This window comes from [Mycobacterium] fortunisiensis, from assembly GCF_019050325.1.
GTDB lineage: Bacteria > Actinomycetota > Actinomycetes > Mycobacteriales > Mycobacteriaceae > Mycobacterium > Mycobacterium fortunisiensis.
Window position 1 is genome coordinate 86681 of the sequence record NZ_VOMB01000012.1, and the last position, 26993, is coordinate 113673.

The following is a 26993-nucleotide window of genomic DNA, read 5'->3' on the forward strand; positions in this document are numbered from 1 at the left end:
CAATCGACATCGGAGCAAGTTCCCGCGCGTATGTCGATCGACGCTCGCCGCGGCTGTGAACTCAACCTGTCTGGAACCCTACCGCGATCAAGGTCGGCGGACAATTTGTCTGAGTGGATTCTTATAGTCCCAGTTCAGGGATAAGGGGAGACTGTTTCGCATGTCAAACACCGACGCCGACACCGCCGCCGGTGTCGTGTTGGCCGCCGGGGCGGGCCGACGGTACGGAATGCCGAAAGTGCTTGCCGACGAAGGTGCTTGGCTCGGCCGGGCAGTGCGGGCGCTGGCCGAGGGTGGCTGCGACGACGTGATCGTGGTCCTGGGCGCGGCGGTGGTGGACGTGCCGGCACCGGCACGTGCCGTGGTGGCCGAACGCTGGGCCGCGGGCATGAGTGAGTCGGTGCGGGCCGGGCTGGCCGCCGCCGGGGCCGCCGAATGGATCGTCCTGCACACCGTGGACACCCCCGATGTCGGCGCCGACGTGGTGCGCCGCGTGCTGGCGGCGGCGCGTGGAGGCGGTGCCGGGCTGGCCCGGGCCAGCTACCGGGGACGGCCCGGCCATCCCGTGGTGCTGGCCCGCAGGCACCTCGCCGCGCTGGTGACCACACTGCACGGCGATGCGGGGGCCAGGGCGTTCCTCAGGGGCCGCGACGACGTGATCGCGGTGGAGTGCGCCGACCTGGCCACCGGAGCGGACATCGACTCGCCCTGACCGCCCGACGCTCAGCGGAAGGCATACCCGCCATCGGGGAAGAGCGTGGACCCGGTGGTGATTCGGCTGCTCAGCAGATAGCCCACCGACTGTGCGATTTCGTCCTCGGTGGCCAGCCTTCCGATGGTGGACGCGGCGCGGTAGGCCGCGAAGGCCTGCCCTCGCAGCGCAGAATCGCGCTGGTTCCACAGGTTGCCCTCGACGGTGCCGGGGGCGATCGCGTTGACGGTGACGGGGGCCAGTTCCACCGCCAACCCGCGGGCCAGGCCCTCGATGGCGGCATTGGCCGCACTGTAGGCAGGGGCCACCGCGGCCGGACGGGCCCCGGCCGCCCCCGACATCAGCACGATCGCGGCGTCCGGCGCCAGCACCGGAATCGCCCGTCTTGACCACCCGGTACTGGCCCCAGAACTTGGAGTCGAAGGCAGAGGCCGCCTGCTCGACGCTGAGTTCGGCCACCGGACCGGTCTGATACTCGGCGGCCGTGGTGAACAACCCGTGCACGGCGCCGAACCGGGATCCGACCTGGTCGAAGAACTCCTGGACCGCATTCTGGTCGGCGGTGTCGACACGATGCCAGCCGGCCTCAGGGCCCAGCGCCGCGGCCGCGGCTTCGAGCTTCGCAGGCGTGCGGCCGCCGAGGACGACGGTGCCGCCCGCGGCCGTCACCAACCGCGCGGTGGCCAGACCGATCCCCGACCGCCGCCGATCAGGACGATGGTGCGCCCGGCGAACGCGTGTGGCACGGAGTGAGTGGGCATGCGCCGACGATAGCGGCGCTGCGCCGCTGAGCAGCGTGAGCGTACTGCGGTGTGGGCCGCGGACCTGCCTATTCCGGGTGGCTCACGGTGCGCGAAACGCGGTGATCGCCGACGCTCAGGTGTGTACTTCCAGCCCCAGCACCGCCGCGGCATACCGCCGCACGGTGTCCTCCGAAATGGCGGCGGCGTCCTCGAACCCGGGCCGGCCGCGGCTGCTCAGGAATCCGGTCACGGGGTCGAGGATCACCTCGGCGAGCAGTTCACCGGTGGTCGGCTCACACACCGCCCAGGTGTAGCGGGTGTCATCGGCCCAGCCGTCCGCGGCGTCGTGCACGTAGTCCAGGTCATCCTCACCCAGGTCGGCGAGCGCGGGCCGGTCGTCGACACGGTCGTCGGCGCGCAGACCGCGCAGATACCACTGGCCGTTGTTGATCTCCACAGGTTCCACAGGACCTCCAAGAATGCCGAATGGCCACTCATGACACAGGATTCACCAGAATCCGTGCCACAAGTGGCCACTCGGTACGAAAGGTTTACTTGATCTCGGCGATCACGGTGCCCTGGGTGATGGCGGCACCCGCCTCGACCGCCAGGCCGGTGATGACACCGTCCTTGTGCGCGGTCACCGGGTTCTCCATCTTCATGGCCTCCAGGACCACGACCAGATCGCCGGCGGCCACTTCCTGGCCCTCCTCGACGGCCACCTTCACCACGGTGCCCTGCATCGGCGCGGTCACCGAGTCACCCGATGCCGCTGCGCCGCCGCCACCACCGCGCTTGCGCGCCTTGGGCTTCTTGCGCAGCACCCCGGGGGCCGCCGCCCCGCCGCCACCGCCGAGCGCCAGGTCACCGGGCAGCGACACCTCGAGGCGACGTCCGCCGACCTCGACCACCACGGTCTGACGCGGAACGGTGTCCTCTTCCTCGATCGGATCGCCACCGGTGAACGGCTCGACGGTGTTGTCCCACTCCGTCTCGATCCAGCGGGTGTGTACGTCGAACTTCTCGCCGTCGCCGATGAAGGCCGGGTCGGCGGTGACAGCCCGGTGGAACGGGATGACGGTGGCCAGGCCCTCGACGTTGAATTCGGCCAGGGCGCGGCGCGAGCGGGCCAGCGCCTCGTCCCGGGTGGCACCGGTGACGATCAGCTTGGCCAGCATCGAGTCGAACTGGCCGCCAATAACGGACCCAGTCTGAACTCCGCTATCCATCCGGACGCCCGGGCCGGTCGGGGCCTCGAACTTGGTGACCGGGCCGGGGGCGGGCAGGAAGCCGCGGCCGGCGTCCTCCCCGTTGATGCGGAACTCGAACGAGTGGCCACGCGGGGTCGGATCCTCGGTGATGTCCAGCGTCTCGCCATTGGCGATCTTGAACTGCTGCAGCACCAGGTCGATGCCCGAGGTCTCCTCGGTGACCGGGTGTTCCACCTGCAGACGGGTGTTGACCTCCAGGAAAGAGATCAGGCCGTCCTGGCCGACCAGGTACTCGACGGTGCCGGCGCCGTAGTAACCGGCCTCCTTGCAGATGCGCTTGGCGGATTCGTGGATCTCCTTGCGCTGCGCGTCGGTCAGGAACGGCGCCGGGGCCTCCTCGACCAGCTTCTGGAAGCGGCGCTGCAGCGAGCAGTCACGGGTGCCGGCGACCACCACGTTGCCGTGGGTGTCGGCGATCACCTGGGCCTCGACGTGGCGCGGCTTGTCCAGGTAGCGCTCGACGAAGCACTCGCCACGGCCGAAGGCGGCGACGGCCTCACGGGTCGCCGACTCGAACAGCTCGGGGATCTCCTCGATGGTGCGGGCCACCTTCATGCCGCGACCGCCACCGCCGAAGGCGGCCTTGATCGCCACCGGCACGCCGAACTCCTTGGCGAAGGCGACGACTTCGTCGGCGTCCTTGACCGGATCCGGGGTGCCCGGCACCAGCGGTGCCTGGGCGCGCGCGGCGATATGACGCGCGGTGACCTTGTCGCCCAGATCGCGGATCGACTGCGGGCTGGGCCCGATCCAGATCAGCCCGGCGTCGAGCACGGCCTGGGCGAAGTCGGCGTTCTCCGACAGGAAGCCGTAGCCCGGGTGGATGGCGTTGGCGCCGGACTTCGCGGCGGCATCCAGGAGCTTCTCGAAGACCAGGTAGGACTCGGCTGAGGTCTGGCCCCCCAGGGCGAACGCCTCGTCGGCCAGGCGTACGTGCGGTGCATCGGCGTCAGGCTCGGCGTACACGGCCACGCTGGCCAGTCCGGCGTCTTTGGCGGCACGGATCACCCGGACCGCGATCTCCCCGCGATTGGCGACCAGCACCTTGGAGATCTTTGAGCTGGCGTGGTTGGCCACGGTGCCTCCTCGGCAGTTCTCTAAGAAACGTCTTTAAGAATCTATCGCGGGCAGTTTATGCGGCGCACCTTGAGGGTTCGCCAGCCGGTATCGGTTACCGGTGAGTAGGTTTTTCGCGGGTTCTCATCGATGTCTCATCTGTCCTGTTGGAGGCGGAATTGCTGTGCCGGGCGGCGACTCGGCCCGATTACTGTTGAGACCATGGGGCCGGCGTTTCTTGTCATGGCCGTGGGTGTGTTGGTCGGTGGGCTCATGGTGGCCGCGCCGAGGCACATCTGGTGGGTCACACAATCGTGGAAGTTTCGGAATCCCGAGGCCAACGAGCCCAGTGACGTGGCCTATGGGATGACCCGCGTGGCCGGCGTATTCGTGATCGTGCTGGCGCTGTTCATCGGTGGCGCGATCATCCACAGTGAGTTCCAGCGGAAGGATCGCCGCGAAGCCGAGGAACAGCGGCGTGCGGCCCAAGTGGTGTTCGACGCTCCGCCGCCGGAGAACCGCGGGCAGCTGCCGGTGATCGGCTATTTCGCTGAGGAATTCCCGAGCGGTCCCACGGTCACCGTGTATTACGTGGCGCCCGGGGAGGCCGTGCACAGCTATGTCCGCTCGATGTCCGACAGGTTCAGCTATCCGTGTTACACGTCGGCTCGGGTGGTCAGAGCCGATGGCGATCGAGTGCGGGTGAGTCCTGAACTCACTTGGGCGCCTGAAGAACTCGGCGATATGAAGCACGTCGGCCAGTGCCGCATCGGCGTCGGCCGCAACATTCACAAAGTGTCGGTGGACCATGTCGCGGTCGGCACCACGATCGTCACCGACTCGGCCATCGTCGATCGAAACGGCGCAGAGATCCGGCCGGCGGCGAAAGGCAACCGTGTCCCCAAACTGGCCGAGAAGCTCCAGACCGACCCGTGAGGAAGCTCAGGCGCCGCGCAGCCGCCGCTTGATCCGGGCGAGCATCGCCGACATTCCCCGCAGCCGCAGCGGACTGATCAACGCGGCCAGCCCCAGCGCGGTGTAGAAGTCATCGGGCACCGCCAGGATGTCGTCGGCCGGCTGGCCATCCAGGCCGGTGGCCAGGATCGCGGCGAACCCCCGTGTGGTCGGGGCCTCCGGGGGAGCGCTGAAGAACAGCCGCACGTTGCCCCGGTCGGACGCGTCGACATCGAGAAACAGCGGGGACTGGCACTCCGGAACCGGCTCCATGGCCGCTTCCTCCAGATGGGTCGGCAATGGCGGCAGCTCGTTGGCGAACTCCAGTAACAGCTGCAGCTTGTCCTGGCCGGCCACCTCCTGGAAGTCGGAGACGACCTCTGCCAGGGCGGCCGGCATCGTCACGGAGCTTCGCCTGGATCTGGGCCGACCGCCACGGGAACCCGCACCGCATTGCCCCATTCGGTCCACGAGCCGTCGTAATTGCGGACACCGGGCAGGCCGAGCAGGTGCGTCAGCACGAACCAGGTGTGGCTGGAGCGCTCGCCGATCCGGCAGTACACCACGGTCTTGTCCTCGGGGGTGAGGAAGCCGTAGAGCTCCTCGAGCTCGCCGCGGCTGCGGAACTGGCCGCTGTCCTTCGCGGCCTTGGCCCACGGGATCGACTTGGCGGTCGGGATGTGCCCGCCACGCAGCGCGCCCTCTTCGGGGTAATCGGGCATGTGGGTGCGCTCGCCGGTGTACTCCTGGGGCGAGCGGACGTCGATCAGCGGCTGCTTGCCGAGGATCTCGAGCACATCGTCCTTGTAGGCCCGGATCGGGGCGTCGTCGCGTTCGACCACCGGATAGCCGCTGGACTGCCGGGTGGGCACCTCCAGCGTGGTGTCGCGGCCGTGCGACACCCACAGGTCGCGGCCACCGTCGAGCAGACGCACGTCGGGGTGCCCGAACAGGGTGAACACCCACAATGCGTAGGCGGCCCACCAGTTGCTCTTGTCGCCGTAGATGACGACGGTGTCGTCGCGGCTGATGCCCTTGCGGTCCATCAACTCGGCGAACTGCTCGCCGTTGATGTAGTCACGCACATGGGGATCGTTGAGGTCGAGGTGCCAGTCGATCTTGACGGCACCCGGGATATGGCCGGTGTCGTAGAGCAGGACATCTTCGTCGGACTCGACGATGACCAGGCCGGGTCGGCCCAGATTGCTGGCCAGCCAGTCGGCGGTGACCAGGCGCTCAGGATGGGCGTACTCGGCGAGAGTGGGGCTGGGATCGGCAGGCAACGGCACACCCAGAGCCTACCGCTGGACCGGATATCCGCCGTGCGGCAGTGCCACGATGACGACGGTTCCGGGCGGGGAACTAAGCAGTGAAGGCCACCTCGTAGGCCACCGCGTAGCGGTGGGCGCCGTTGTTGGCGCGGAACAGCGAGCCACCGTTCTGCGACCAGGTGACCACCCGCAGCAGGCGCTTGCCCGGCGACAGTCGCTTGGTGATGATGTCGGCGAATACGGCGCGCAGCCGCTCCAGATCGCTTGTTTCGACGTCGCGCGCCACGCGCACGTCCCACATGGTTTCTTCGACTGGCATCGGCCCAGTGTCAACCCGTAGTTGAGACTTTTCGGGACCTCGACACGGCGTGCCGTCAGTCGAAAGGTTGCAGTTTGGTCACTGCCGGATCAGCTTTTCCAGAGCTCGGCAATCGACATCCCGACCGAAGCCAGCATCCGGCGCAGCAGTGGCAGACTCAACCCGATCACGTTGGACGGGTCCCCCTCGATGCCGTCGACGAACCAGCCACCGAGTCCGTCGAGCGTGAAACCGCCTGCCACCCAAAGAGGTTCGTCGCTGCGGAGATAGGCTTCCAGATCGGCTTCGGACGGCGTCCCGAAATGCACCGCGGTGATCCCGGTATCGGCGAGTCGATGCACGACCGACCCGTCACGCACGACGAGGACCGCATGGCCGGTGTAGAGCTGGGCAGTGTGCCCGGCCATGGCATGCCATTGCCGGCGCGCGGTGTCGACATCGCCGGGCTTACCGCACAGCCGACCATCGAGAAGCAGCATCGAGTCGCAGCCGATGACCACACAATCCGCGGCGACGGCGGCCGGCACCCGGGTGAGCACCTCGTCGGCTTTGGCCGCGGCGAGCCCGCTGACCACCTGCTCGGGCCCGGCGTCGGCCAGCGCGGCGATCACCGCGTCCTCGTCGACACCGGAGACCACCACCAACGGATCGAGGCCGGCCTGGCGCAGAACGCCAAGCCGGCCCGTCGATGCCGAACCCAGGACGACCCGGGTCATCCGGTGCTCATCGGTCAGCGCCGCATGTGGGTGCGCTCCAGCAGCGTGACCCGCTGCCAGCTGAAGATCGAATAGCGCAGCTTGTCCACCGGGTGGCCCCACATGTTGCGGTCGCGGACCACCGGTTCGGGCGCGCCGCCGCCGGCAGTGCCGAGGACGGCCATCAGCGCGGCCATCTCCACATCGGTGGGCTCCCCACGCAGCACCTTGATGTGCGCCTCGTGGTCGGCTTGCTGGTGGGTCTGCGCCTCTTCGGTCTGTTCAGCCACAGTCGCCTCGCTCGCCCCGCTCACAGTGGAATGTTCCCGTGCTTCTTCGGCGGCATCTGGATGATCTTGCGTTCCAGTAGCCGCAGGGCATTGGCCACATAGCCGCGGGTGTGCGACGGCGGGATGACCGCGTCGACGTATCCGCGCTCCGCGGCGATGTAGGGGTTGACCAGCGTGTCCTCGTAGGTCTGCTGGAGCTCCAGCCGCAGGGCGTCCACGTCCTGGCCCTCGGCGGCGGCTTCCTTGAGCTGCTGGCGGTAGACGAAGCCCACCGCGCCCGAGGCGCCCATCACCGCGATCTGGGCCGTCGGCCAGGCCACCACCACATCGGCGCCCATGTCCTTGGAGCCCATCACGCAGTACGCGCCGCCGTAGGACTTGCGGGTGATCACGGTGACCTTGGCGACCGTGGCCTCGCCGTAGGCGTACAGCAGCTTGGCGCCGCGCCGGATGATGCCGTTGTACTCCTGGTCGGTGCCGGGCAGGAAGCCGGGAACGTCGACCAGCAGCACGATCGGGATGTTGAAGCAGTCGCAGGTCCGGATGAACCGGGCGGCCTTCTCCGAGGCGTTGATGTCCAGGCAGCCGGCGAACTGGGTGGGCTGGTTGGCCACGATGCCCACCGGGCGGCCGTCGACCCGGCCGAAGCCGACCACGATGTTGCCGGCGTAACCGGCCTGCACCTCGAGGAACTCGTCGTCGTCGAGGATGCGGGTGATGACCTCGTGCATGTCGTACGGCTGATTGGGCGAATCCGGGATCAGCGTGTCGAGCTCGACGTCCTCGTCGGTGAGGGTCTCCTCGATCGAGCCCTCGACCGCGGGCACGGGGTAGTGCGGCGGCTCGGCGTAGTTGTTCGGGGGCAGGTAGCTCAGCAGGTCGCGGACGTACTCGAAGGCGTCCTGCTCGCCGGAGGCGACATAGTGCGCGGTGCCGGACTTGGCCATGTGGGTGTGGGCGCCGCCCAGCTCCTCCATGGTGACGTCCTCACCGGTGACGGTCTTGATGACGTCCGGGCCGGTGATGAACATCTGGCTGGTCTGGTCGACCATGATCACGAAGTCGGTCAGCGCGGGGGAGTAGACGTGGCCACCGGCCGCGGCGCCCATGATCAGCGAGATCTGCGGGATGACACCCGAGGCCTTGATGTTGTTGTGGAAGATCCGGCTGTACAGGCCGAGCGAGACCACACCCTCCTGGATGCGGGCGCCGGCGCCGTCGTTGATGCCGATCAGCGGGCGGCCGGTCTTGATGGCCAGTTCCTGGACCTTGACGATCTTCTCGCCGTAGACCTCACCGAGGCTGCCGCCGAACACCGTGGCGTCCTGGCTGAAGATGCAGACGTCGCGACCGTCGATGGTGCCGTAACCGGTGATGACGCCGTCGCCCAGCGGCCGGTTGCTCTCCAGGCCGAAGTTGGTGCTGCGGTGTCGCGCGAAGGCGTCGAGTTCGACGAACGATCCTTCGTCGAGCAGCGCCAGGATGCGCTCACGGGCCGTCAGCTTGCCCTTGGCGTGCACCTTTTCCACGGCGGTTTCGCCGACGGGATGCAGCGTCTCCTCGGCCCGCTTCTTGAGATCGGCCAGCTTGCCTGCAGTGGTGTGGATGTCCACCTGATGCTCGGCGGACGGCTCGGTAACGCTCGTCATGGGTCACGATGCTATCGGTAACCCTAAGATTGGTCTAAGAGAGGTGGACGTGGCGCGCGTCACTCCGGTGGATGTTGTGTGCTGTGGCTGAACTCGCGGCGCCGTCGCGCAACCACAGCGTTGCTTTCGCGACCTGCTCGGTATAACCCTGAGTGGTGCACAACACGATCGCCGCCATGTTGCTTGACCGGGTCGGCGACCACCACCTGGGTTTGCGCATCCGCGAGCGGGACTGGACGTGGGACGAGGTGGTCGCCGAATCCGCCGCGCGCGGCGCCCTGGCGCAGGCGTTGCGGGTCGACGGTCCGTTTCACATCGGTGTGCTCCTGGACAACGTGCCGGACTTCGTGTTCTGGCTCGGCGGGGCCGCGCTCGTCGGCGCCACCGTGGTGGGGATCAACCCGACCCGGGGCGCGGCCGAGCTCACCGCCGAAATCCGGCTTGCCGATTGCCAATTGATCGTTACCGACACCGCGGGTGCGGCGCGGCTGTCCGACCTCGAACTCGGATTGGCCCCCGAGCGTTTCCTGGTGGTCGACGCGCCGGACTACCCGTCACGGCTCGACGCGCACCGCGCCGGCCCGGTGCTCGCACCCGGGGTCGGGGCGGACTCCCTGATGCTGCTGCTGTTCACCTCGGGGACCACCGGCGCCTCCAAGGCGGTCATCTGCAGCCAGGGCCGGCTGGCGCGGATCGCCCATACGGCCGCCGAAAAATTCGGCCATGTGCGCGACGACGTGGAGTACTGCTGTATGCCGCTGTTCCACGGCAACGCCATCATGGCGCTGTGGGCGCCGGCATTGTCGGTCGGTGCCACGGTGTGCCTGACACCGGCGTTCTCGGCCTCCGGATTCCTGGCCGACGTGCGGTATTTCGGCGCGACGTTCTTCACCTACGTGGGTAAGGCACTCGGCTATCTGATGGCCACCCCGGAACAACCCGACGACGCCGACAACCCTCTGGTCCGCGGTTTCGGCACCGAGGCGTCGCCCGACGATCAGGACGAGTTCCGCCGCCGCTTCGACGCCGAACTGTTCGAGGGCTACGGGTCCAGTGAGGGCGGCGGGGCCGTGGTGTTGGCGCCCGACATGCCGCCGGGTGCACTGGGTCGGCCCGCCCATGCCGGGGTGGCAATCGTCGACCCCGAAACGTTGACCGACTGTGTCCCAGCGGTTTTCGACGAGCACGGCCGGGTCGCCAACCCCGACGACGCGGTGGGCGAGATCGTCGACAAGTTCGGTACCCGCACGTTCGAGGGCTACTACCGCAACGACGCGGCCAATGCCGAACGCATCCGCAATGGCTGGTACTGGACCGGTGATCTGGGCTATCTCGACGAGCACGGCTTCATCTACTTCGCCGGCCGCCGTGGCGACTGGATCCGGGTGGACGGCGAGAACACCTCGGCGCTGAACATCGAGCGGGTGCTGCGCCGGCATCCCGAGGTGGTGGCCGCCGGTGTCTACGCGGTGCCCGATCCCCGTTCGGGTGATCAGGTGATGGCGGCGCTCGAGGTATCCGATCCCGACGGGTTCGACGCGAGGGCCTTCGCGGATTACCTCGCCGGCCAGGAAGACCTGGGCGCCAAGGCGATTCCACGGTTCCTGCGGGTCTCCAAGAACCTGCCGGTCACCGGGTCCAACAAGGTGCTCAAACGGGAACTGCAGCAGCAGCGGTGGCGGACCGACGAGGTGGTGTACCGGTGGGCGGGACGCGGCGCCCCTCGGTATCGGGCGATGACCGACGATGACAAGCTCTCGCTGGACACCGAGTTCGCGCGATATGGAAGGCAGCGGTACCTATGAAGTGGGATGACCAGTGTGACGTCGTGATCGCCGGGTCCGGGGGTGGCGGCGTCACCGGCGCCTACACCGCGGCACGAGAAGGTCTGTCGGTGATCCTGGCGGAGGCCAGCGACAAATTCGGCGGCACCACAGCGTATTCCGGCGGCGGCGGGGTGTGGTTCCCGTGCAACCCGGTGCTGCAGCGGGCCGGCACCGACGACACCATCGAGGACGCCCTGGAGTATTACCACGCCGTGGTCGGCGACCGCACCCCGCGGGAACTGCAGGACACCTACGTCCGCGGCGGGGCCGGGCTGATCGAGTACCTGGAAGCCGACGAGAACCTGAAATTCGCTCCGATGCCGTGGCCGGATTACTTCGGCAAGGCGCCCAAGGCCCGCGCCGACGGGCAGCGTCACATCGCGGCCCGGCCGCTCAAAGTGGCGAAGGCCCCGCACCTGCGCGAGGCGGTGCGCGGGCCGCTGGACGCCGACCGGCTCGGTGCCGAACAGCCTGACGACTACTTCATCGGCGGGCGGGCACTGATCGCCCGATTCCTGAAAGCCCTTGAGCAGTACCCGAATGCCTCGTTGCGCCGTAACACCCCGGTGGTGGAACTGGTCATCGAGGACGGCGCCGTCACGGGCGCGATCGTCGAGGCCGACGGTGCGCGCCGCGCCATCCGGGCCCGGCGCGGTGTGCTGCTGGCCGCAGGCGGATTCGAGGGCAACGACGAACTGCGCCGGCGGTACGGCGTGCCCGGCGTGGCACGCGACACCATGGGGCCGCCGGCCAACCTGGGCCGCGCGCATCAGGCCGCGATCGCCGTCGGCGCCGACGTCGACCTCATGGACCAGGCCTGGTGGTCACCGGGTTTGACCCATCCCGACGGCCGTTCGGCCTTCGCCCTGTGGTTCACCGGCGGCATCTTCGTCGACCAGAACGGTCAACGGTTCGTCAACGAGTCGGCCGCCTACGACCGGATCGGCCGGGCGATCCTGCCGCGGCTCGCCGACGGTTCGATGACGTTGCCGTACTGGATGATCTATGACGACTCTGGGGACGGAGCAGGGGGGGTTCCACCAATCAAGGCCACCAACGTCTCGATGGTCGACACGCAGCGCTACATCGAGACCGGGCTGTGGCACACCGCCGACACGCTCGAAGAGCTGGCCGCCAAGATCGGCGTCCCCGCCGAGAACCTGGCCGCCACCGTGGCCCGCTTCAACGCTTTCGTCGCCGCCGGCTCGGACGAGGATTTCGGCCGCGGCGACGAGGCCTACGACCGGGCCTTCTCCGGCGGGGCCTCACCACTCGTCGCGATCGAGAAGGGCCCGTTCCACGCCGCCGCGTTCGGCATCTCCGACCTGGGCACCAAGGGCGGGTTGCGTACCGACACGGCGGCGCGGGTACTCGACGCGAGTGGTGCAGCGATCACCGGCCTCTACGCCGCAGGGAACACCATGGCCGCTCCCAGCGGCACCGCCTATCCCGGCGGGGGAAATCCGATCGGAACCAGCATGCTGTTCAGCCACCTGGCGGTCAAAGACATGCTAGGCAGAGAGGCGTGATGCGCGCTGCGCGAAGAACTGAGGTAGCAATGGGTGACATCCGGGAAATCGACACCGGCGCGGCGATGACGCGCTTCGCCCGGGGTTGGCACTGCGTCGGTCTGGCCGCGACGTTCCGCGACGGACAGCCACACGGCATCGAAGCTTTCGGCACCAAGCTGGTCGTCTACCCCGACTCCGCCGGGGAGCTGCACGTGCTCGATTCGTACTGCCGGCACATGGGCGGTGACCTGTCCATGGGTTCGATCAAGGACGACAACCTGGCCTGCCCGTTCCACGACTGGCGCTGGGGCGCCGACGGCAAATGCAAGCTGGTGCCGTACGCCAAACGCACGCCGCGGCTGGCCCGCACCCGCAAGTGGCCCACCACCGAGGTCAACGGACAGCTGCTGGTCTGGCACGACCCGGAAGGGTCCGAACCGCCCGCCGAGCTGGTCCCGCCCACCATCGAGGGCTACGACGAGGGCATCTGGTCACCGTGGCAATGGAATTCGATCCTGATCGAAGGGTCGCACTGCCGCGAGATCGTCGACAACAACGTCGACATGGCGCACTTCTTCTACATCCACCACGCCTACCCGACCTATTTCAAGAACGTCATCGAAGGCCATACCGCGAGCCAGTTCATGGAGTCCAAGCCGCGGCCGGACTACGCCACCAGAGAGCTCTGGGACGGCACGTACCTGCGTTCGGAGGCAACGTATTTCGGCCCCGCCTACATGATCAACTGGCTGCACAACGATCTCGCCCCGGAGTTCACCGTCGAGATCGCCCTGATCAACTGCCACTATCCGGTGACCCACGACTCGTTCGTGCTGCAGTGGGGTGTCGCCGTCCAGCAGAACCCCGCGCTGCCCGCGGACAAGGCCGAGAAACTCGCGGCGACGATGAGCCGGACGTTCGGCGATGGCTTCATGGAAGACGTCGAGATTTGGAAACACAAGGCCCGTATCGACAATCCGCTGCTGACCGAGGAAGACGGCCCGGTCTACCACCATCGCCGGTGGTACGAGCAGTTCTATGTCGACGTCGCCGACGTCACGCCCGAGATGACCGACCGCTTCGAGCAAGAGGTCGACACCACCCACGCCAACGAACTGTGGCAGCAGGAAGTCGCCGCGAACCTGGGGGCCGCCAACCCGGCGAAAGCCGCACGGTAGGCCGGGGCCCGTAAGCTGGCCGCGATGAACCCACGGCCCCCGCTGGACACGGACGCCCTGCGCGCTGGATTGAGCGCGCCCTGGCGTCAGCTCGACGTCGTCGACGAAACCGGATCCACCAACGCCGACCTGCTCGCGCGGGCCGGCGCCGGCGAGGACATCGGCGGCGCCGTGCTGTTGGCCGAGTACCAGAACGCCGGCCGGGGCCGCCACGGCCGGGCCTGGACCGCGCCGCCGCGCTCCCAGGTGGTGCTGTCGTTCGGGGTGGATGCCTCGGGCGTGCCCGTCGACCGGTGGGGCTGGCTGCCGCTGGCCACCGGGCTGGCGATCGTGGATGCCGTCGGCGAGGTGGCCGGGGTGCGGGTCGGCCTGAAATGGCCCAACGACGTGCTGGTCGGCCCTGGCGGCGGGAAACTGGCCGGCATCCTCGCCGAGGTGGCTTCGCCGTCGCCCGCCATCGTCGTCGGGCTCGGCCTGAACGTGACGTTGACGGCCGACGAGGCACCGGACGCGCGGGCCACCTCGCTGACGCAGCTGGGTGCGGCCACGGTGGACCGCACGCCCCTGACCCAGAGTCTGCTTCGTCATCTGGCCGCCCGCATCACCGCATGGCGTACCGGCGATCGCGCGCTCGCCGCCGATTACCGCGTCGAGAGCGTCACGATCGGCCACCGGGTGCGCGCGGTCCTGCCCGGGGACAGCACGGTGCAGGGCACCGCCACCGACGTCGACGAACTCGGGCGCCTGATCATCGACACCGGGACCGAGCGGGTCACGGTGTCGGCCGGTGACGTCACGCATCTGCGCCCGTCCGCGCCGTAAAGTGCTGCCGTGGGTTACCCCGAGAGCGTGCTGGCCAACGACGAGCAGGTGGTGCTGCACCGGCACCCGCACTGGAAGCGGCTGATTTCGGCGGTGCTCGTGCTGATCCTGAGCACCGCGGCCGCGGCGTTCGTCGCAGCCGTGGTCAACGCCATGGATTGGCAGGCCACCGCCAAGAACGTGCTGTTCATCGTGATCGGCGTGATCTGGCTCGTCGTGGTCGGCTGGCTCACCGTCTGGCCGTTCCTGAACTGGTGGACCACCCATTTCGTGATCACCGACCGGCGGGTGATGTTCCGGCACGGCGTGCTGACCCGCTCGGGCATCGACATTCCGCTGGCCCGGATCAACAGCGTCGAATTCCGCCACGGCCTGCTCGACCGGCTGCTGCGCACCGGCACCCTGATCATCGAATCAGCGTCGCAGGATCCCCTGGAATTCCACGACATTCCGCGCGTGGAGCGGGTGCATTCCCTGCTGTATCACGAAGTTTTCGACACCCTGGGGTCCGAAGAGTCGCCCAGCTGACGGGCCTTGTTGCGCCGGCTGGGCCGCCGTAGCGGTGTCACCGTCGCGGTCTTGTGCAGCTCGGCATGATCCTCGAGCGCTTCGGCGATACCGCCACCGGTGAGCGTGGATTCCAGTGCCAGATCGGGCTTGTCGGTGAATTCGTCGGGGAACACCCAGCGGCGGAACGCCCAGAACCGGAACGCCATCTGCAGCAGGTTGCCCAGGATGTAGGCGGAGATGAAGTCCGCGATGTTCTCCACCGTCAGCGAGACCTCGGGCACCCGAAGCCCCAGCACGTAGCTGGAGAAGTACAGCGGCATCATCGACAGCAGCACGCCCACACCGCTGAACGCGAAGAACAGCAGGGCCTCGTGGTGGCGTTCGCGGCCGCCGCGGTTCTGGAAGCTCCACTCCCGATTGAGGATGTAGGAGGCGATGACCGCGACGATGCCGGCGATGATCTTGGCCGTCACCGGCTTGGGTTCGAGCACGGTGAGCTTGAGGGTGTAGAAGATCGCCGAATCGATGACAAACGTCGTCGCGCCGACGATCGCGAACTTGATCAGTTCGTGATGGCGTTCGGCGTAGGGACGGACGAATCGCGGCAATCGAGCGATTGTCGCATCGGCGAAGGACACAGCTAGGCAGTGTACGGAAATGCGTGCTGCGATGCCGCATCGTGCCGAAGCCGGACCTTAACCGCAGGTCAATGCGCCGGTCACGGAGATGACACCGATCGGCGCATGACACCATAGAGCGCGTGCCGACAACACCCAACCCCTCGAACGGGGCAGCTCCCAAGGTGGCGATGATCGGTGGCGGGCAGCTGGCCAGGATGACCCACCAGGCGGCCGTCGCCCTGGGACAGACCCTTCGGGTGCTGGCCGCCGGGCCCGACGAATCCGCCGCGCAGGTCACCCCCGACGTCGTCATCGGCTCCCACACCGACCTGGACGCGCTGCGCCGGGTGGCGGCTGGCGTATCGGCGTTGACGTTCGACCACGAGCACGTGCCCACCGAGCACCTTGAGCAGCTGGTCGCCGAAGGGGTGACGGTCAACCCGCCACCGCAGGCCCTGGTGCACGCCCAGGACAAGCTGCTGATGCGGCGCAGGCTTGCGTCCCTGGGCGCCCCGGTGCCGCGTTTCGCCGAGATCACCTCGGTCGCCGACGTCGAGGCGTTCGTGCGCGAGATCGACGGGCCGGTGGTGATCAAGACCGTGCGCGGCGGTTACGACGGCAAGGGCGTGGTGATGGCCGACGATCTGGACGCCGCCCGCGAGGTCGTGGCCGGCTACCTGGCTGACGGGGTGGCGGTGCTGGCCGAGGAACGGGTGGCGATGCGGCGCGAGCTGGCCGCGCTGGTGGCCCGCTCACCGTTCGGGCAGGGCGCGGCCTGGCCGGTGGTCGAGACCGTGCAGCGCGACGGCATCTGCGTCGAGGTGTACGCCCCGGCGCCGGGGCTTTCAGACGAACTCGGCTCGGAGGCAAGCGAACTCGGTCTGCGGATCGCCGAGGAACTGGGCGTGGTCGGGGTGCTCGCCGTCGAGCTGTTCGAGACGGTCGACGGCGGCCTGCTGGTCAACGAACTGGCGATGCGGCCGCACAATTCCGGGCACTGGACCATGAACGGCGCGGTCACGAGCCAGTTCGAGCAGCACCTGCGCGCGGTGCTGGACTATCCGCTCGGTGACACCTCGACCATCGCGCCGGCCACGGTGATGGCCAACGTGCTCGGCGCGCCGCAGACACCGACGATGTCGATGGACGAGCGGCTGCACCATCTGTTCGCGCGGATTCCCGATGCGAAGGTGCACCTGTACGGCAAGGGCGAACGGCCGGGCCGAAAACTCGGCCACGTCAACATCATCGGCGCGAACATGGACGAACTGCGCGAGCGTGCGGTGCGGGCCGCGCACTGGTTGTCACACGGCGAGTGGACTGATGGGTGGGATGAACATGCCGGGAACTGACGCAGCCGAGCGGGAAGCGAACGCGGGTCGCGCATCAGCACGGGTCGGGCTGATCATGGGCAGCGACAGCGATTGGTCGGTGATGTCGGAGGCGGCCACCGCGCTCGCCGAGTTCGAGGTGCCGTTCGAGGTCGGCGTCGTCTCCGCGCACCGCACCCCGCAGCGCATGCTCGACTACGCGAAGACCGCCGCCGACCGCGGCATCCAGGTGATCATCGCCGGGGCCGGGGGAGCTGCACATCTGCCCGGCATGGTGGCCGCTGCCACACCGCTTCCGGTGATCGGGGTGCCGGTGCCGCTGGCCCGCCTCGACGGCATGGATTCGTTGCTGTCCATCGTGCAGATGCCCGCCGGGGTGCCGGTGGCCACGGTTTCCATCGGCGGCGCCCGCAATGCGGGTCTGCTGGCCGTGCGGATCCTGGGCGCGTCGGACGCCGCGCTGCGCGCCCGGATGGAGACGTTTCAGGCCGATCTGGAAGCCATGGTGCTGGAGAAGGACGCGGCCCTGCGCGATCGCCTGTTGGGCGACGGCTGAACCGGTCGCCGAATCAATCGCCGATCAGCTCGCGGATGCGGGGGGTGAGGGATTCCAGCGGTTCGTCGGTCGACATCACCACAACGGCGGTGCGGCCGCCACCGCCCCGGTAGATCGGCCAGGTCGCGGCCAGCGCCTCGGCCAGGTCCGACCGCGGGTTGGTCACGTCGCCGCGCAGCCATCGGCGCAGCACGTGATTGTGTGCGGCGACCACGGCGTTGGCGAACAGTTCGGCACGCAGGTCCGCCGTCCAGTCCCCGGTCCGCGCGGCCCGTAGGTGTTTGGTGAACAGCCGGACGTACCGCGACACCACGGCCGTTTCGAAGTCGCGCAGGGCAGGTACCTCGCGGGTGAGCCGATAGCGCGTGCGGGCGCGCTCGCCCTCGGCGAGATAGTTCTCGAACACCGAGGTGGTTGCCACCGCGATGACTTCGGCGGGAAGCGCTTCGGCCGGCACCGCCGACAATCTCTCGTCGGCGCGGCGTAGCAACGCCTCGTGATCGGGAAAGATCATCGCCTCTTTCGAACCGAACTGACGAAACGCGGTGGTGCGACCCACCTGAGCCCGTGCCGCGATGTCGTCGACGCTGGTGGCCTCGTACCCGCGTTCCTCGAACAGGTCGAACGCCGCGCTCACCAGACGCTCCCGAGTGCTGGGCAGGGTGGGCATGAACACACCTCCTGGTCGGGTACTGAGTGCCGATGCTATGGTACTGAGTACCAAAAGTAGCAGGGCGATGTACTCGATGTGCAGTCCGGGCAACGATGGAATCTAGAGAGCCAAGAGCTGAAAGCGAAGGAGAAGATCATGGCTGGTTGGGCCGGAAACCCATCTTTTGATCTGTTTCAGCTGCCGGAGGAGCATCAGGAGCTTCGGGCGGCGATCAGGGCGCTGGCGGAGAAGGAGATCGCCCCGCACGCTGCCGACGTCGACGAGAATGCGCGCTTCCCCGAGGAGGCTCTGCAGGCCCTGAACGCCTCGGGGTTCAACGCGATCCACGTCCCCGAGGAGTACGGCGGCCAGGGTGCCGACTCGGTCGCGGCCTGCATCGTCATCGAGGAAGTGGCCCGGGTGGATTGCTCGGCCTCGCTGATCCCGGCGGTCAACAAGCTCGGCACGATGGGCCTGATCCTGCGCGGCTCGGACGAGCTGAAGAAGCAGGTGCTGCCGTCGCTGGCCTCGGGTGAGGCGATGGCCTCCTACGCGTTGAGCGAGCGCGAGGCCGGCAGCGACGCCGCCGGCATGCGCACCCGCGCCAAGGCCGACGGGGACGGCTGGATCCTCAACGGCGCCAAGTGCTGGATCACCAACGGCGGCAAGTCGACCTGGTACACCGTGATGGCGGTGACCGACCCCGACAAGGGTGCCAACGGCATCTCGGCGTTCATGGTGCACAAGGACGACGAGGGCTTCGTCGTCGGCCCCAAGGAGCGCAAGCTCGGCATCAAGGGCAGCCCGACCACCGAGCTGTACTTCGAGAACTGCCGGATCCCGGGGGACCGGATCATCGGTGAGCCCGGCACCGGTTTCAAGACCGCGCTGGCCACCCTCGATCACACCCGCCCGACCATCGGCGCCCAGGCCGTCGGTATCGCCCAGGGTGCGCTGGACGCGGCGATCGCCTACACCAAGGACCGCAAGCAGTTCGGCCGTCCGGTCAGTGACAACCAGGGCGTGCAGTTCATGCTCGCCGACATGGCGATGAAGGTGGAAGCTGCCCGGCTGATGGTGTATTCGGCCGCAGCACGAGCCGAGCGCGGCGAGGGCAACCTCGGGTTCATCTCGGCGGCGAGCAAGTGCCTGGCCTCCGATGTGGCCATGGAGGTCACCACCGATGCCGTGCAGCTGTTCGGCGGTGCCGGCTACACCGTGGACTTCCCGGTGGAGCGGATGATGCGCGACGCCAAGATCACCCAGATCTACGAGGGCACGAACCAGATTCAGCGCGTGGTGATGAGCCGCGCCCTGCTCAAGTAGCCTCCGCGAGCAGCTGGACGGTGTGAACCGGCCGGCGGTCGGGTGCCAACTCACGAATCTGGGTACGGCAGCTGAATCCGTCGGCCACCACCGTGGTCTCGGCGCCCGCTCGGCGCAGCGCAGGTAACAGCGCGTCCTCGGCGCAGGCCACCGACACGTCGTAGTGTCCGCGTTCGAATCCGAAATTGCCTGCCAAGCCGCAACATCCGGCATCGAGCACATCGAACTCGACGCCGGCGCTCTGCAGCAGGGCGCTCTCGTGCCGGTAGTGCAGTACCGCATGCTGATGGCAATGTTGTTGGATCACGGCGGTGGCGGACCGTGCGGGTGGTCGCCAATCCGGCGCGCGCAGCCGCAGGATCTCGCCGATCGTATGGGTCTGCGCGGCCAGCCGGTGGGCGTCCTCGTCACCGTGCAGCAGCTCGGGCAGATCTGACCGGAACACCGCCGCGCAACTGGGCTCCAGCACCACCACGGGGGTTCCGGCATGCAACGCCGGTCGCAGCACCCGCAGCGTGCGCCGCAGTACGCGTTCGGCGGTGCTCAGCTGGCCGGTGGAAATCCAGGTCAGTCCGCAGCACACGGCTCGATCGGGTACCTCGACGGCAAATCCGGCCGATTCGAGCACCTGCACCGCGGCATCGGCGATCTGCGGGTCGAAGTTGTTGGTGAAGGTGTCGGGCCACAACACCACCGGGCCCAACGGCGCCCGCGCCGGCCCCACGTGCCCGTCGAACGCCGCACTGAACCGCCGCCGGGCGAACACCGGAATACCGCGGCGCTCATCGATTCCGCCGAGTCGCTTGACCACGGCGCCAAGGCTTTTGGTCTGCGCAGTGCGGTTCACCGCACCGGGGGCCGCGGCAGCCAGCCGGGCCCACAGCGGAATCCAGCCCATCGCGTAATGCGCCATCGGTCGCAGCCGGTGGTGGTAGTGGTGGGACAGGAACTCGGCTTTGTAGGTCGCCATGTCCACATTGACCGGGCAGTCGCTGCGACATCCCTTACACGCCAGGCACAGATCCAGCGCGTCACGCACCTCTTCCGATCGCCAGCCGTCGGTGATCACGTCGCCCTGCAGCATCTCGAACAGCAGCCGGGACCGGCCGCGGGTGGAATGCTCCTCCTCGCCGGTGGCCCGGTAGCTCGGGCACATCACCCCGGTTTCATGGCCCCGGCAGTTGCCGACACCGACGCAGCGGGCGGCGGCGTGGGAGAAGCGGTGCCCGTCGTCGGGATAACTGAAGTGCGTGGGAGGTTCGGCCGGGCGGTAATCGGGCCCATAGCGCAGGTTTTCGTCGAGCCGGTACGGGTGCACGACCTTGCCCGGGTTCATCCGGTCATCGGGGTCGAACACGGCCTTGGTCCGCTCGAATGCGGTGACCACCTGCTCGCCGAACATGATCGGCAGCAACTCGCCGCGGGACTGCCCGTCGCCGTGTTCCCCGGACAGAGACCCACCGTAGCCGACCACGAGTTGCGCGGCGTCATAGGCGAACCGCCGATACTTGGCGACACCTTCGGCGGTGCGCAGGTCGAACGGAATCCGGGTGTGTACGCAGCCTTGGCCGAAATGGCCGTACAGCGAAGCGCTTTCATAGTCATACCGCGTCAGCAGCGCACGAAAGTCTCGCAGGTAGTCGCCGAGCCGATCCGGCGGGACGGCAGCATCCTCCCAACCCTCGTGGGTTTCCGAGCCGATCGGCGGATATGCGGTGGCGCCCAGCCCGGCTTCGCGGGCGGCCCAGACCTCCTTGCGGCGGGCCGGGTCGTCGAGTACCGCGCCGTCGGCCTTGTCGGCCAGCGCCGCGATCGTGGCCTCGGCCGTACGGTCGGCCTCCTCCTGCGTGGCGCCGTTGAACTGCACCAGCAGCCAGGCCTTGCCGTCGGGCAGTTCGCGTAACGCCTTTTCGGCCAACCGGCGTGAATGCTCGAGCTCGACGAGGCGATGGTCGAGGCCCTCCAGCGCGGCGGGCTGATGTTCGAGCACGGCGGGCACCGCGTCCGCGGCCGCGGTGATGTCGTCGAATCCGAGCAACGCCAGCGCGCTCGCGGCCGGCCGGCGCACCAGCTGCAGCTTGGCGCGCAGGACGGTGACGAGCGTGCTCTCGCTACCGACGAGGGCCCTGGCCACGTTGAAATGGTTTTCCGGCAGCAGGGCGTCGAGGTTGTAGCCCGAGACCCGGCGCGGGATGTGCGGGTAGTGCGACCGGATGTCGTCGCCGTACTCCTCGACGATCGCCCGCAGACCCTGATACAACCGGGCCGCACCGCCACCGGCGGCGATGATCCGGTCATACTGCTCGTCGGAGGTCTCCGCGACCCAGCAGCGGGTGCCGTCGTAGGTCAGGATCTCCAGCGCCAGCACCGAATCCGCCATCTTGCCGTAGGCCTGCGCCGTGGACCCGCAGGAGTTGTTGCCGATCATCCCGCCGATCGTGCAGTTGACGTGGGTGGAGGGTTTGGGGCCCACCATCCAGCCCGACGGCGTCAGCCGGTCGTTGAGGACGTCGAGTTTGATGCCCGGTTCGACGACAACGGTGCCCGCGTCGGTGTCGACGTCGCCGATTCTCGTGCAGTACTTGCTCCAGTCCAGCACCACCGCGGCGTTACAGCACTGGCCGGCCAAGCTGGTGCCGCCGCCCCGGGACAGCACCGGCACCTCGTGGTCATGGCACACCGCGATCGCGGCGGCAGCTGCGTCCGGGCTCGTCGGCACCACCACCCCGATCGGGATCTGCCGGTAGTTGGAGGCATCGGTGGAATAGGTGGCCCGTGAGCCCGGGTCGAAGCGGACTTCTCCGGCGACCCGGTCACGTAAATCAGCGGCCAGGGACTCGAACAGCAGTGCAGTCATGGTGGTCCTCAGTGAATTGTCAAAGCACCCGGTGGTTTTCGAGGTCGGCCCAGCGCAGTGTCAGGCCGTGCCCCGGCCTGTCCGGCAACCGCAGCATCCCGTCGACGGGTGGGGCCGCACCCTCGAAGTAGCGCAGCGCAATCCGCGCATGGTCGTGGAACCATTCGAGGTGCCGGAGGTTGGGCACACACGCCGCGACGTGGGCGTGCAAGTAGGGAGCGCAGTGTGCGGAGAGCTGCAGGTGATGGGCGGCGGCGACGGCCGCGACGCGCAGCCATTCGGTGATCCCGCCGCACCGCGAGGCATCGGCCTGCAGGCAGTCGACAGCCTCGCCGGCACACATGCGCCGGAAGTAGGTGAGGTCATAGCCGTACTCGCCGGCAGCCACCTCGGCATCGACAGCCTCACGCACCGCACGCAACCCGGGCAGGTCATCGGAGGACACCGGCTCCTCGAACCAGCTCACCCGGCAGTCGGCGACGTCGCGCATCAACCGCACGGCCTGTTTGGCGCGGTAGCCGCCGTTGGCGTCCACATACAGCTCGCACTCCGCACCGATCACGTTGCGGGCCTGACGGATCCGGCTGATGTCCCGCGGCATCCGGTGCCCCCACGACTCTCCGATCTTGATCTTGACCCGGGGGATACCCAGGTTCTGCGTCCAGTCGTTCAACTGAACGTTCAACTGGTGTTCGCGGTAGGTGGTGAACCCACCGCTGCCGTACACCGGGACGTCGTCGCGGACCGCCCCGATCAGTCGGTGCAGCGGCAGGTCTAGCAGTCGCGCTTTCAGATCCCACAGGGCCACGTCGACCGCGGAGATCGCCTGGCCGGCCACGCCCGCGCGGCCGGCGTTGCGGACGGCGCGAACCATGACGTCAAGGCTTCCGGACACATCGAACGCATTGCGCCCCTGCACCTGTGGGGCCAGCAGCTCACGGATCAGCGGCACCGCCGCTGCGCTGCCGTAGGTCCATCCGGTGCCCGCCGCGTCGCCGCAGTGGACAGTGACCACCACGAGCGTGGTGGTGTCCCAGCTCAGGGTGCCGTCGGCCTCGGGAGAGTCGGTGGGGATGGTGTAGGCGGCAGCGATGAGGTCGGTGACCGGTGTGGCTGATCCGTGCATGACGATCCCCGGATCAATTGCCGCGGCGCGGAACGAATTCCTGCGCCTTGGCCTTGATGCCCTCCTTGATGAAGCCCCAGCTGTTCTCGTCGCCCTCCAGCACCGCCGCAGCGGTCGACTTGAACTGCTCCCAGGTGGCGTGCGGCGGGATGGGCGGTACGTCGGGGCCGGTGTGGACGTCGAGCACTGTGGGTTTCCCCGCCGAGAGCGCATGACGCCACGCGTCGCCGAGCTCGTCGGGATTGTCGACCGTCATTGCCTCCAGGCCGAGGCCGGCGGCGAATGCGGCATAGTCGACATCCGGAAGAGATTGGGACTCGGTAAATTTCGGTGCGCCGGCCATGGCCCGCATTTCCCAGGTGACCTGATTGAGGTCGTTGTTGTGCAGCACGGCGACGATCAACCGGGGGTCCGACCATTCGTGGTGATAGCGCTTGATGGTGATGAGCTCGGCCATGCCGTTCATCTGCATGGCGCCGTCACCGGCAAATGCGATCGCCGGCCGATCCGGGTGGGCGAACTTCGCTCCGATCGCGTACGGCACCCCAGGGCCCATGGTGGCCAGGTTGCCCGACAGCGAGCCACGCATGCCCGCGCGGAACCGCAGTTGGCGCGCATACCAATTGGCCGATGACCCGGAGTCGGCGGTGATGATCGCGTTGTCGGGCAACAACGGGGACAGTTCGGCGAACAGGCGCAGCGGATTGACCGGGTGCGCACCGACCATGGCCTGTAGATGCATCGTCTCCCACCATCGGGACACGTTCTTCTCGATGGTTTCCCGCCACGACCGGTCCGGCTTGCGTTCCAGATGCGGAATCAGGGCCCGCAGCGCGGTTTTCGCGTCCGCGACGAGATTGACCTCATACGGATAGCGCATGCCGATCAGCTTCGCGTCGATGTCGATCTGCACGCCGCGGGCCTGATTGTATTCGGGCATGAACTGCGAGTACGGAAAGCTGGAGCCGATAGTGAGTAGGGTGTCGCAGTCGCGCATCATCTCGTAGCTGGGCCGGGTGCCCAACAGCCCGATGGAGCCGGTGACCCACGGCAGCTCGTCGGACAGCACGTCCTTGCCCAGCAGTGCTTTTGCCGCCCCCGCCCCGAGCAGCTCGGCGACCTCGGCCACCTCCGCGTGTGCCTCGCGGGCGCCGGTGCCGATCAGCATCGCCACCTTCGTGCCCGAGTTGAGCACTTCGGCCGCCCGGATGATCGCCGCGTCGTCGGGGGCGATGTCGGGCCAGTCGACCCCCAGGCTCGACGGCACCATCTTGAACTCGTGGGTGGGCGGGGTGTACGGCAGTTCCTGGACGTCGGCCGGGATGATCAGCGCGGTGGGGACGCGCTCGGCCAGCGCGGTGCGGATGGCGCGGTCGATGACGTTGGGCAGCTGTTCGGGCACGTTGACGGTCTCGACGTAGGCCCCGGCGACATCCTTGTACAGGTTCGCCAGATCGACCTCCTGCTGGTAGGAGCCGCCCATCGCGCTGCGGTTGGTCTGTCCCACGATCGCCAGCACCGGGACATGATCGAGCTTGGCATCGTAGAGGCCGTTGAGCAGATGGATCGCCCCTGGCCCGGACGTGGCCATGCAGACGCCGATCCTGCCGCTGAACTTGGCGTAGCCGACGGCCTCGAACGCGCTCATCTCCTCGTGCCGGGCCTGGATGAAGCGAGGACAGTCCTCGGCCCGCCCCCAGGCCGCCAAGATGGCGTTGATGCCGTCACCGGGGAAGGCGAACACATCGCGCACGTCCCATTCCCGTAGGCGTTGCAGCAGGTAATCGGCGACGGTTCGCTCAGACATGGGTTCCTCCTCTGCGCCAATGGGTGATGCGATCCGGATACCCGATCTCGTTGTTCCTACGCAATTGTTGTTGTCAATCAACTAATCGGGCCGCTCATGGGTCTGCACGTGCTGTTCGTGACCGCGGGCCGACGTCGCGGTGCGATGACCGCTCAAGTGGCGGGCGGTGTTGATCAGTCCGACCAGGCTGAAGGCCTGCGGAGTGTTGCCGATCTGACGGTGCGCCGCGGCGTCGTACTCCTCACTGAGCAGCCCGACGTCGTTGCGCAGGGCCAGCAGCCGTTCGAACAGCTCGGTCGCCTCGTCGGTGCGGCCGATCCCGGCCAGCGCGTCGGCCAGCCAGAAGCTGCAGGCCAGGAACACGCCCTCGCCGCCGGGGAGGCCGTCGTCGGTCTTCTGTGGGTGGTACCGCAGCACGAACCCGTGATGGCACAACTCCGCACGCACCGCTTCGACGGTGCCGATCACCCTGGGGTCTTCCCATGGCAGGAAACCGACCCGGCCGATCAGCAACAGGGCGGCATCCAGGTCCGGCGCACCGTAGGACTGGGTGAAGGTGTTGCGGTCGGCGTCATAGCCGTTGGTGCACACGTCGCGGTGGATCTCGTCGCGCAGCGCGCGCCACCGGTCCACCGGACCGTCGAGGTGATGGTTGACGACGGTGCGTACGGCGCGGTCCACTCCGGCCCACGCCATGATCTTGGAGTGGACGAACTGTCGACGCGGGCCCCGTACCTCCCATAGCGAACTGTCGGCGTCACGCCAGTGGCCCTCGAGGTAATCCAGCAGCGCACGCTGCACATCCCAGGCGGTGTCGTCGGCCTCCATGCCGGCCTCCCGGGCCAGGTGCAGTCCGTCGAGGATCTCACCCCACACGTCGAGCTGGAACTGCGCGGCCGCCGCGTTGCCCACCCGCACGGGTTGCGAGTTCTCATATCCACCAAGCCAATCGAGCTCGAACTCGGGAAGCCGGCGCCGGCCGTCGAGGCCGTACATGATCTGCAGGTCGGCCGGATCGCCGGCGACCGCGCGCACCAGCCATTCCCGCCAGGCCTGCGCCTCCTCGACAAACCCGGTGCCCAGCAGGGCCTGCAGAGTGAACGTCGCATCGCGCAACCAGCAGTAGCGATAATCCCAATTGCGGGGGCCGCCGATCTGCTCGGGCAGCGACGTGGTGGCCGCGGCCATGATCCCGCCAGTGGGCTCGTAGGTGAGGGCCTTGAGCAACAACAGCGAACGCTGCACCTCCGGCCGCCACCGACCGGTGTAGCTGCACCGCGACATCCACTGTGCCCAGTACCGTGCGGTTTCCTCCAGCGCTTTCTCGGCGTCGACCGGATCCGGCCTCGACAGATGCGACAGCTGATAAGTCAGGACGAACGGGATTCGCTGGCCGGCAGCCACCTCGAACTCGGCCACGGTCGCCATACCCTGGCCGCGCAGCGCTACCGGGGTTCGCAGCCACACCGCGTCGGGTCCGGCGATCGCGGTCAGATCGTCACCCCGGCGGCGCACCCACGGAACCACGTGTCCGTAATCGAAGCGCAGCTTGAGGTTCATCCGCACCGGGACCCGGCCCCGCACGCCCTCGACGATGCGCACCACATCGGCGGCGATGCCGCGCGGTGGCATGAAGTCGATGAGCCGCACCGTGCCATCGGCTGTCTCCCAGACGGATTCGAGCACCAGGGAATCGTCACGGTAGTGACGGCGGGTGGCCGCGCCGCCCGCTGCCGGTGCCAACAGCCAACTGCCGGCGTCCGTTTCGTGGTCGTCGTCCTCGAGGAGCGCGGCGAAACAGGCCGGCGAATCGAATCGGGGCAGACACAGCCAGTCGATCGAGCCGAATCGGCTGACCAGCGCGGCGGTTTGCAGATCACCGAGCAACGCATAGTCTTCGATCGGGGCCAT

Annotated in this window: 24 protein-coding genes and 1 pseudogene; 10 read left to right on the top strand and 15 right to left on the bottom strand. The window is 67.9% G+C overall.

The genetic code is table 11. From position 1 onward, the window contains the following. Window positions 1-160: 160 nt before the first annotated feature. Window positions 161-712, top strand: a complete 552-nt coding sequence (locus tag FR943_RS09020; RefSeq protein ID WP_217156099.1) for a nucleotidyltransferase family protein — start codon at window positions 161-163, stop codon at window positions 710-712. A gap of 11 nt (window positions 713-723) precedes the next feature. On the opposite strand, the pseudogene FR943_RS09025 reads toward FR943_RS09020, so the two are convergent. The 3 genes and pseudogenes from FR943_RS09025 to FR943_RS09035 form a co-directional block, all read right to left on the bottom strand. Further along, window positions 724-1473 (bottom strand): annotated as a pseudogene (locus tag FR943_RS09025) (SDR family oxidoreductase). 115 nt (window positions 1474-1588) lie between these two features. Then, the gene (locus tag FR943_RS09030) at window positions 1589-1921 is read right to left on the bottom strand and encodes a hypothetical protein (protein ID WP_217156100.1); all 333 of its coding nucleotides are present in this window, start codon (window positions 1919-1921) and stop codon (window positions 1589-1591) included. A gap of 85 nt (window positions 1922-2006) precedes the next feature. Beyond that, on the bottom strand, window positions 2007-3803 hold the full coding sequence (locus tag FR943_RS09035; RefSeq protein ID WP_217156101.1) for an ATP-binding protein: 1797 nt from the start codon (window positions 3801-3803) through the stop codon (window positions 2007-2009). Between the two features lie 201 nt (window positions 3804-4004). Here FR943_RS09035 and FR943_RS09040 point away from each other — a divergent pair, with 201 nt between their 5' ends. Beyond that, window positions 4005-4718: a DUF6199 family natural product biosynthesis protein gene (locus tag FR943_RS09040; RefSeq protein ID WP_217156102.1), complete on the top strand. Its 714-nt coding sequence runs from the start codon at window positions 4005-4007 to the stop codon at window positions 4716-4718. A 6-nt stretch (window positions 4719-4724) separates the two neighbouring features. Here the strand turns inward: FR943_RS09040 and FR943_RS09045 are convergent, their stop codons facing one another. The 6 genes from FR943_RS09045 to FR943_RS09070 form a co-directional block, all read right to left on the bottom strand. Continuing rightward, the gene (locus tag FR943_RS09045) at window positions 4725-5135 is read right to left on the bottom strand and encodes a SufE family protein (RefSeq protein ID WP_218045462.1); all 411 of its coding nucleotides are present in this window, start codon (window positions 5133-5135) and stop codon (window positions 4725-4727) included. A gap of 2 nt (window positions 5136-5137) precedes the next feature. Next, window positions 5138-6025 (bottom strand): sulfurtransferase, encoded by an 888-nt coding sequence (locus tag FR943_RS09050; RefSeq protein ID WP_217156104.1) that lies wholly within the window; start codon window positions 6023-6025, stop codon window positions 5138-5140. Window positions 6026-6098: 73 nt separating this feature from the next. Next, on the bottom strand, window positions 6099-6326 hold the full coding sequence (locus tag FR943_RS09055) for a DUF2194 domain-containing protein (protein WP_246584936.1): 228 nt from the start codon (window positions 6324-6326) through the stop codon (window positions 6099-6101). A gap of 89 nt (window positions 6327-6415) precedes the next feature. Then, window positions 6416-7042, bottom strand: coding sequence for a Maf family protein (locus FR943_RS09060; protein WP_217156105.1), 627 nt, complete (start codon window positions 7040-7042; stop codon window positions 6416-6418). Between the two features lie 14 nt (window positions 7043-7056). Continuing rightward, window positions 7057-7311 carry an acyl-CoA carboxylase subunit epsilon gene (locus FR943_RS26645; RefSeq protein ID WP_308170512.1) on the bottom strand — a complete coding sequence of 85 codons (255 nt, stop codon included), beginning with the start codon at window positions 7309-7311 and terminating at the stop codon, window positions 7057-7059. 20 nt (window positions 7312-7331) lie between these two features. Next, window positions 7332-8960 carry an acyl-CoA carboxylase subunit beta gene (locus FR943_RS09070; RefSeq protein ID WP_217156107.1) on the bottom strand — a complete coding sequence of 543 codons (1629 nt, stop codon included), beginning with the start codon at window positions 8958-8960 and terminating at the stop codon, window positions 7332-7334. 176 nt (window positions 8961-9136) lie between these two features. Between FR943_RS09070 and casI the strand changes: the two genes are divergently transcribed. The 5 genes from casI to FR943_RS09095 are packed head-to-tail and all read left to right on the top strand — an operon-like array spanning window position 9137 to window position 14825. Continuing rightward, on the top strand, window positions 9137-10765 hold the full coding sequence (gene casI, locus FR943_RS09075) for a steroid-22-oyl-CoA synthetase (protein ID WP_217156108.1): 1629 nt from the start codon (window positions 9137-9139) through the stop codon (window positions 10763-10765). Continuing rightward, a complete protein-coding gene (locus tag FR943_RS09080) occupies window positions 10762-12315 on the top strand; it encodes an FAD-binding protein (RefSeq protein ID WP_217156109.1) in 1554 nt (517 codons plus the stop codon). Before casI ends, FR943_RS09080 begins: the two co-directional genes overlap by 4 nt. Before the next feature lie 29 nt (window positions 12316-12344). Then, window positions 12345-13475 carry a 3-ketosteroid-9-alpha-monooxygenase, oxygenase component gene (locus FR943_RS09085; RefSeq protein WP_217156110.1) on the top strand — a complete coding sequence of 377 codons (1131 nt, stop codon included), beginning with the start codon at window positions 12345-12347 and terminating at the stop codon, window positions 13473-13475. A 24-nt stretch (window positions 13476-13499) separates the two neighbouring features. Beyond that, window positions 13500-14297 carry a biotin--[acetyl-CoA-carboxylase] ligase gene (locus FR943_RS09090; RefSeq protein WP_217156111.1) on the top strand — a complete coding sequence of 266 codons (798 nt, stop codon included), beginning with the start codon at window positions 13500-13502 and terminating at the stop codon, window positions 14295-14297. A gap of 9 nt (window positions 14298-14306) precedes the next feature. Beyond that, window positions 14307-14825, top strand: coding sequence for a PH domain-containing protein (locus FR943_RS09095; RefSeq protein ID WP_217156112.1), 519 nt, complete (start codon window positions 14307-14309; stop codon window positions 14823-14825). Here the strand turns inward: FR943_RS09095 and FR943_RS09100 are convergent. Next, window positions 14780-15445, bottom strand: a complete 666-nt coding sequence (locus tag FR943_RS09100; protein WP_217156113.1) for a GtrA family protein — start codon at window positions 15443-15445, stop codon at window positions 14780-14782. The two genes, FR943_RS09095 and FR943_RS09100, sit on opposite strands and share 46 nt — an antisense overlap. Before the next feature lie 122 nt (window positions 15446-15567). Between FR943_RS09100 and FR943_RS09105 the strand changes: the two genes are divergently transcribed. After that, window positions 15568-16779, top strand: coding sequence for a 5-(carboxyamino)imidazole ribonucleotide synthase (locus FR943_RS09105; protein WP_217156114.1), 1212 nt, complete (start codon window positions 15568-15570; stop codon window positions 16777-16779). Further along, window positions 16766-17314 carry a 5-(carboxyamino)imidazole ribonucleotide mutase gene (purE, locus tag FR943_RS09110; RefSeq protein WP_217156115.1) on the top strand — a complete coding sequence of 183 codons (549 nt, stop codon included), beginning with the start codon at window positions 16766-16768 and terminating at the stop codon, window positions 17312-17314. Before FR943_RS09105 ends, purE begins: the two co-directional genes overlap by 14 nt. 13 nt (window positions 17315-17327) lie before the next feature. Here purE and FR943_RS09115 read toward each other — a convergent pair whose 3' ends face one another. Then, window positions 17328-17984 carry a TetR/AcrR family transcriptional regulator gene (locus tag FR943_RS09115; RefSeq protein ID WP_217156116.1) on the bottom strand — a complete coding sequence of 219 codons (657 nt, stop codon included), beginning with the start codon at window positions 17982-17984 and terminating at the stop codon, window positions 17328-17330. A gap of 138 nt (window positions 17985-18122) precedes the next feature. Between FR943_RS09115 and FR943_RS09120 the strand changes: the two genes are divergently transcribed. Then, on the top strand, window positions 18123-19292 hold the full coding sequence (locus FR943_RS09120) for an acyl-CoA dehydrogenase (RefSeq protein WP_217156117.1): 1170 nt from the start codon (window positions 18123-18125) through the stop codon (window positions 19290-19292). On the opposite strand, the gene FR943_RS09125 is transcribed toward FR943_RS09120, so the two are convergent. The 4 genes from FR943_RS09125 to FR943_RS09140 all read right to left on the bottom strand — a co-directional run bounded on the left by FR943_RS09125 (window position 19285) and on the right by FR943_RS09140 (window position 26993). Further along, entirely contained in the window at window positions 19285-22149 is a 2865-nt protein-coding gene (locus FR943_RS09125; RefSeq protein WP_217156118.1) for an FAD-binding and (Fe-S)-binding domain-containing protein, read from the bottom strand. The genes FR943_RS09120 and FR943_RS09125 overlap by 8 nt on opposite strands. Before the next feature lie 19 nt (window positions 22150-22168). Beyond that, window positions 22169-23275 carry an enolase C-terminal domain-like protein gene (locus FR943_RS09130; RefSeq protein WP_217156119.1) on the bottom strand — a complete coding sequence of 369 codons (1107 nt, stop codon included), beginning with the start codon at window positions 23273-23275 and terminating at the stop codon, window positions 22169-22171. A gap of 13 nt (window positions 23276-23288) precedes the next feature. Then, on the bottom strand, window positions 23289-25082 hold the full coding sequence (locus tag FR943_RS09135) for a thiamine pyrophosphate-requiring protein (protein WP_217156120.1): 1794 nt from the start codon (window positions 25080-25082) through the stop codon (window positions 23289-23291). Window positions 25083-25163: 81 nt separating this feature from the next. After that, window positions 25164-26993, bottom strand: a complete 1830-nt coding sequence (locus FR943_RS09140) for a glycoside hydrolase family 15 protein (protein ID WP_217156121.1) — start codon at window positions 26991-26993, stop codon at window positions 25164-25166.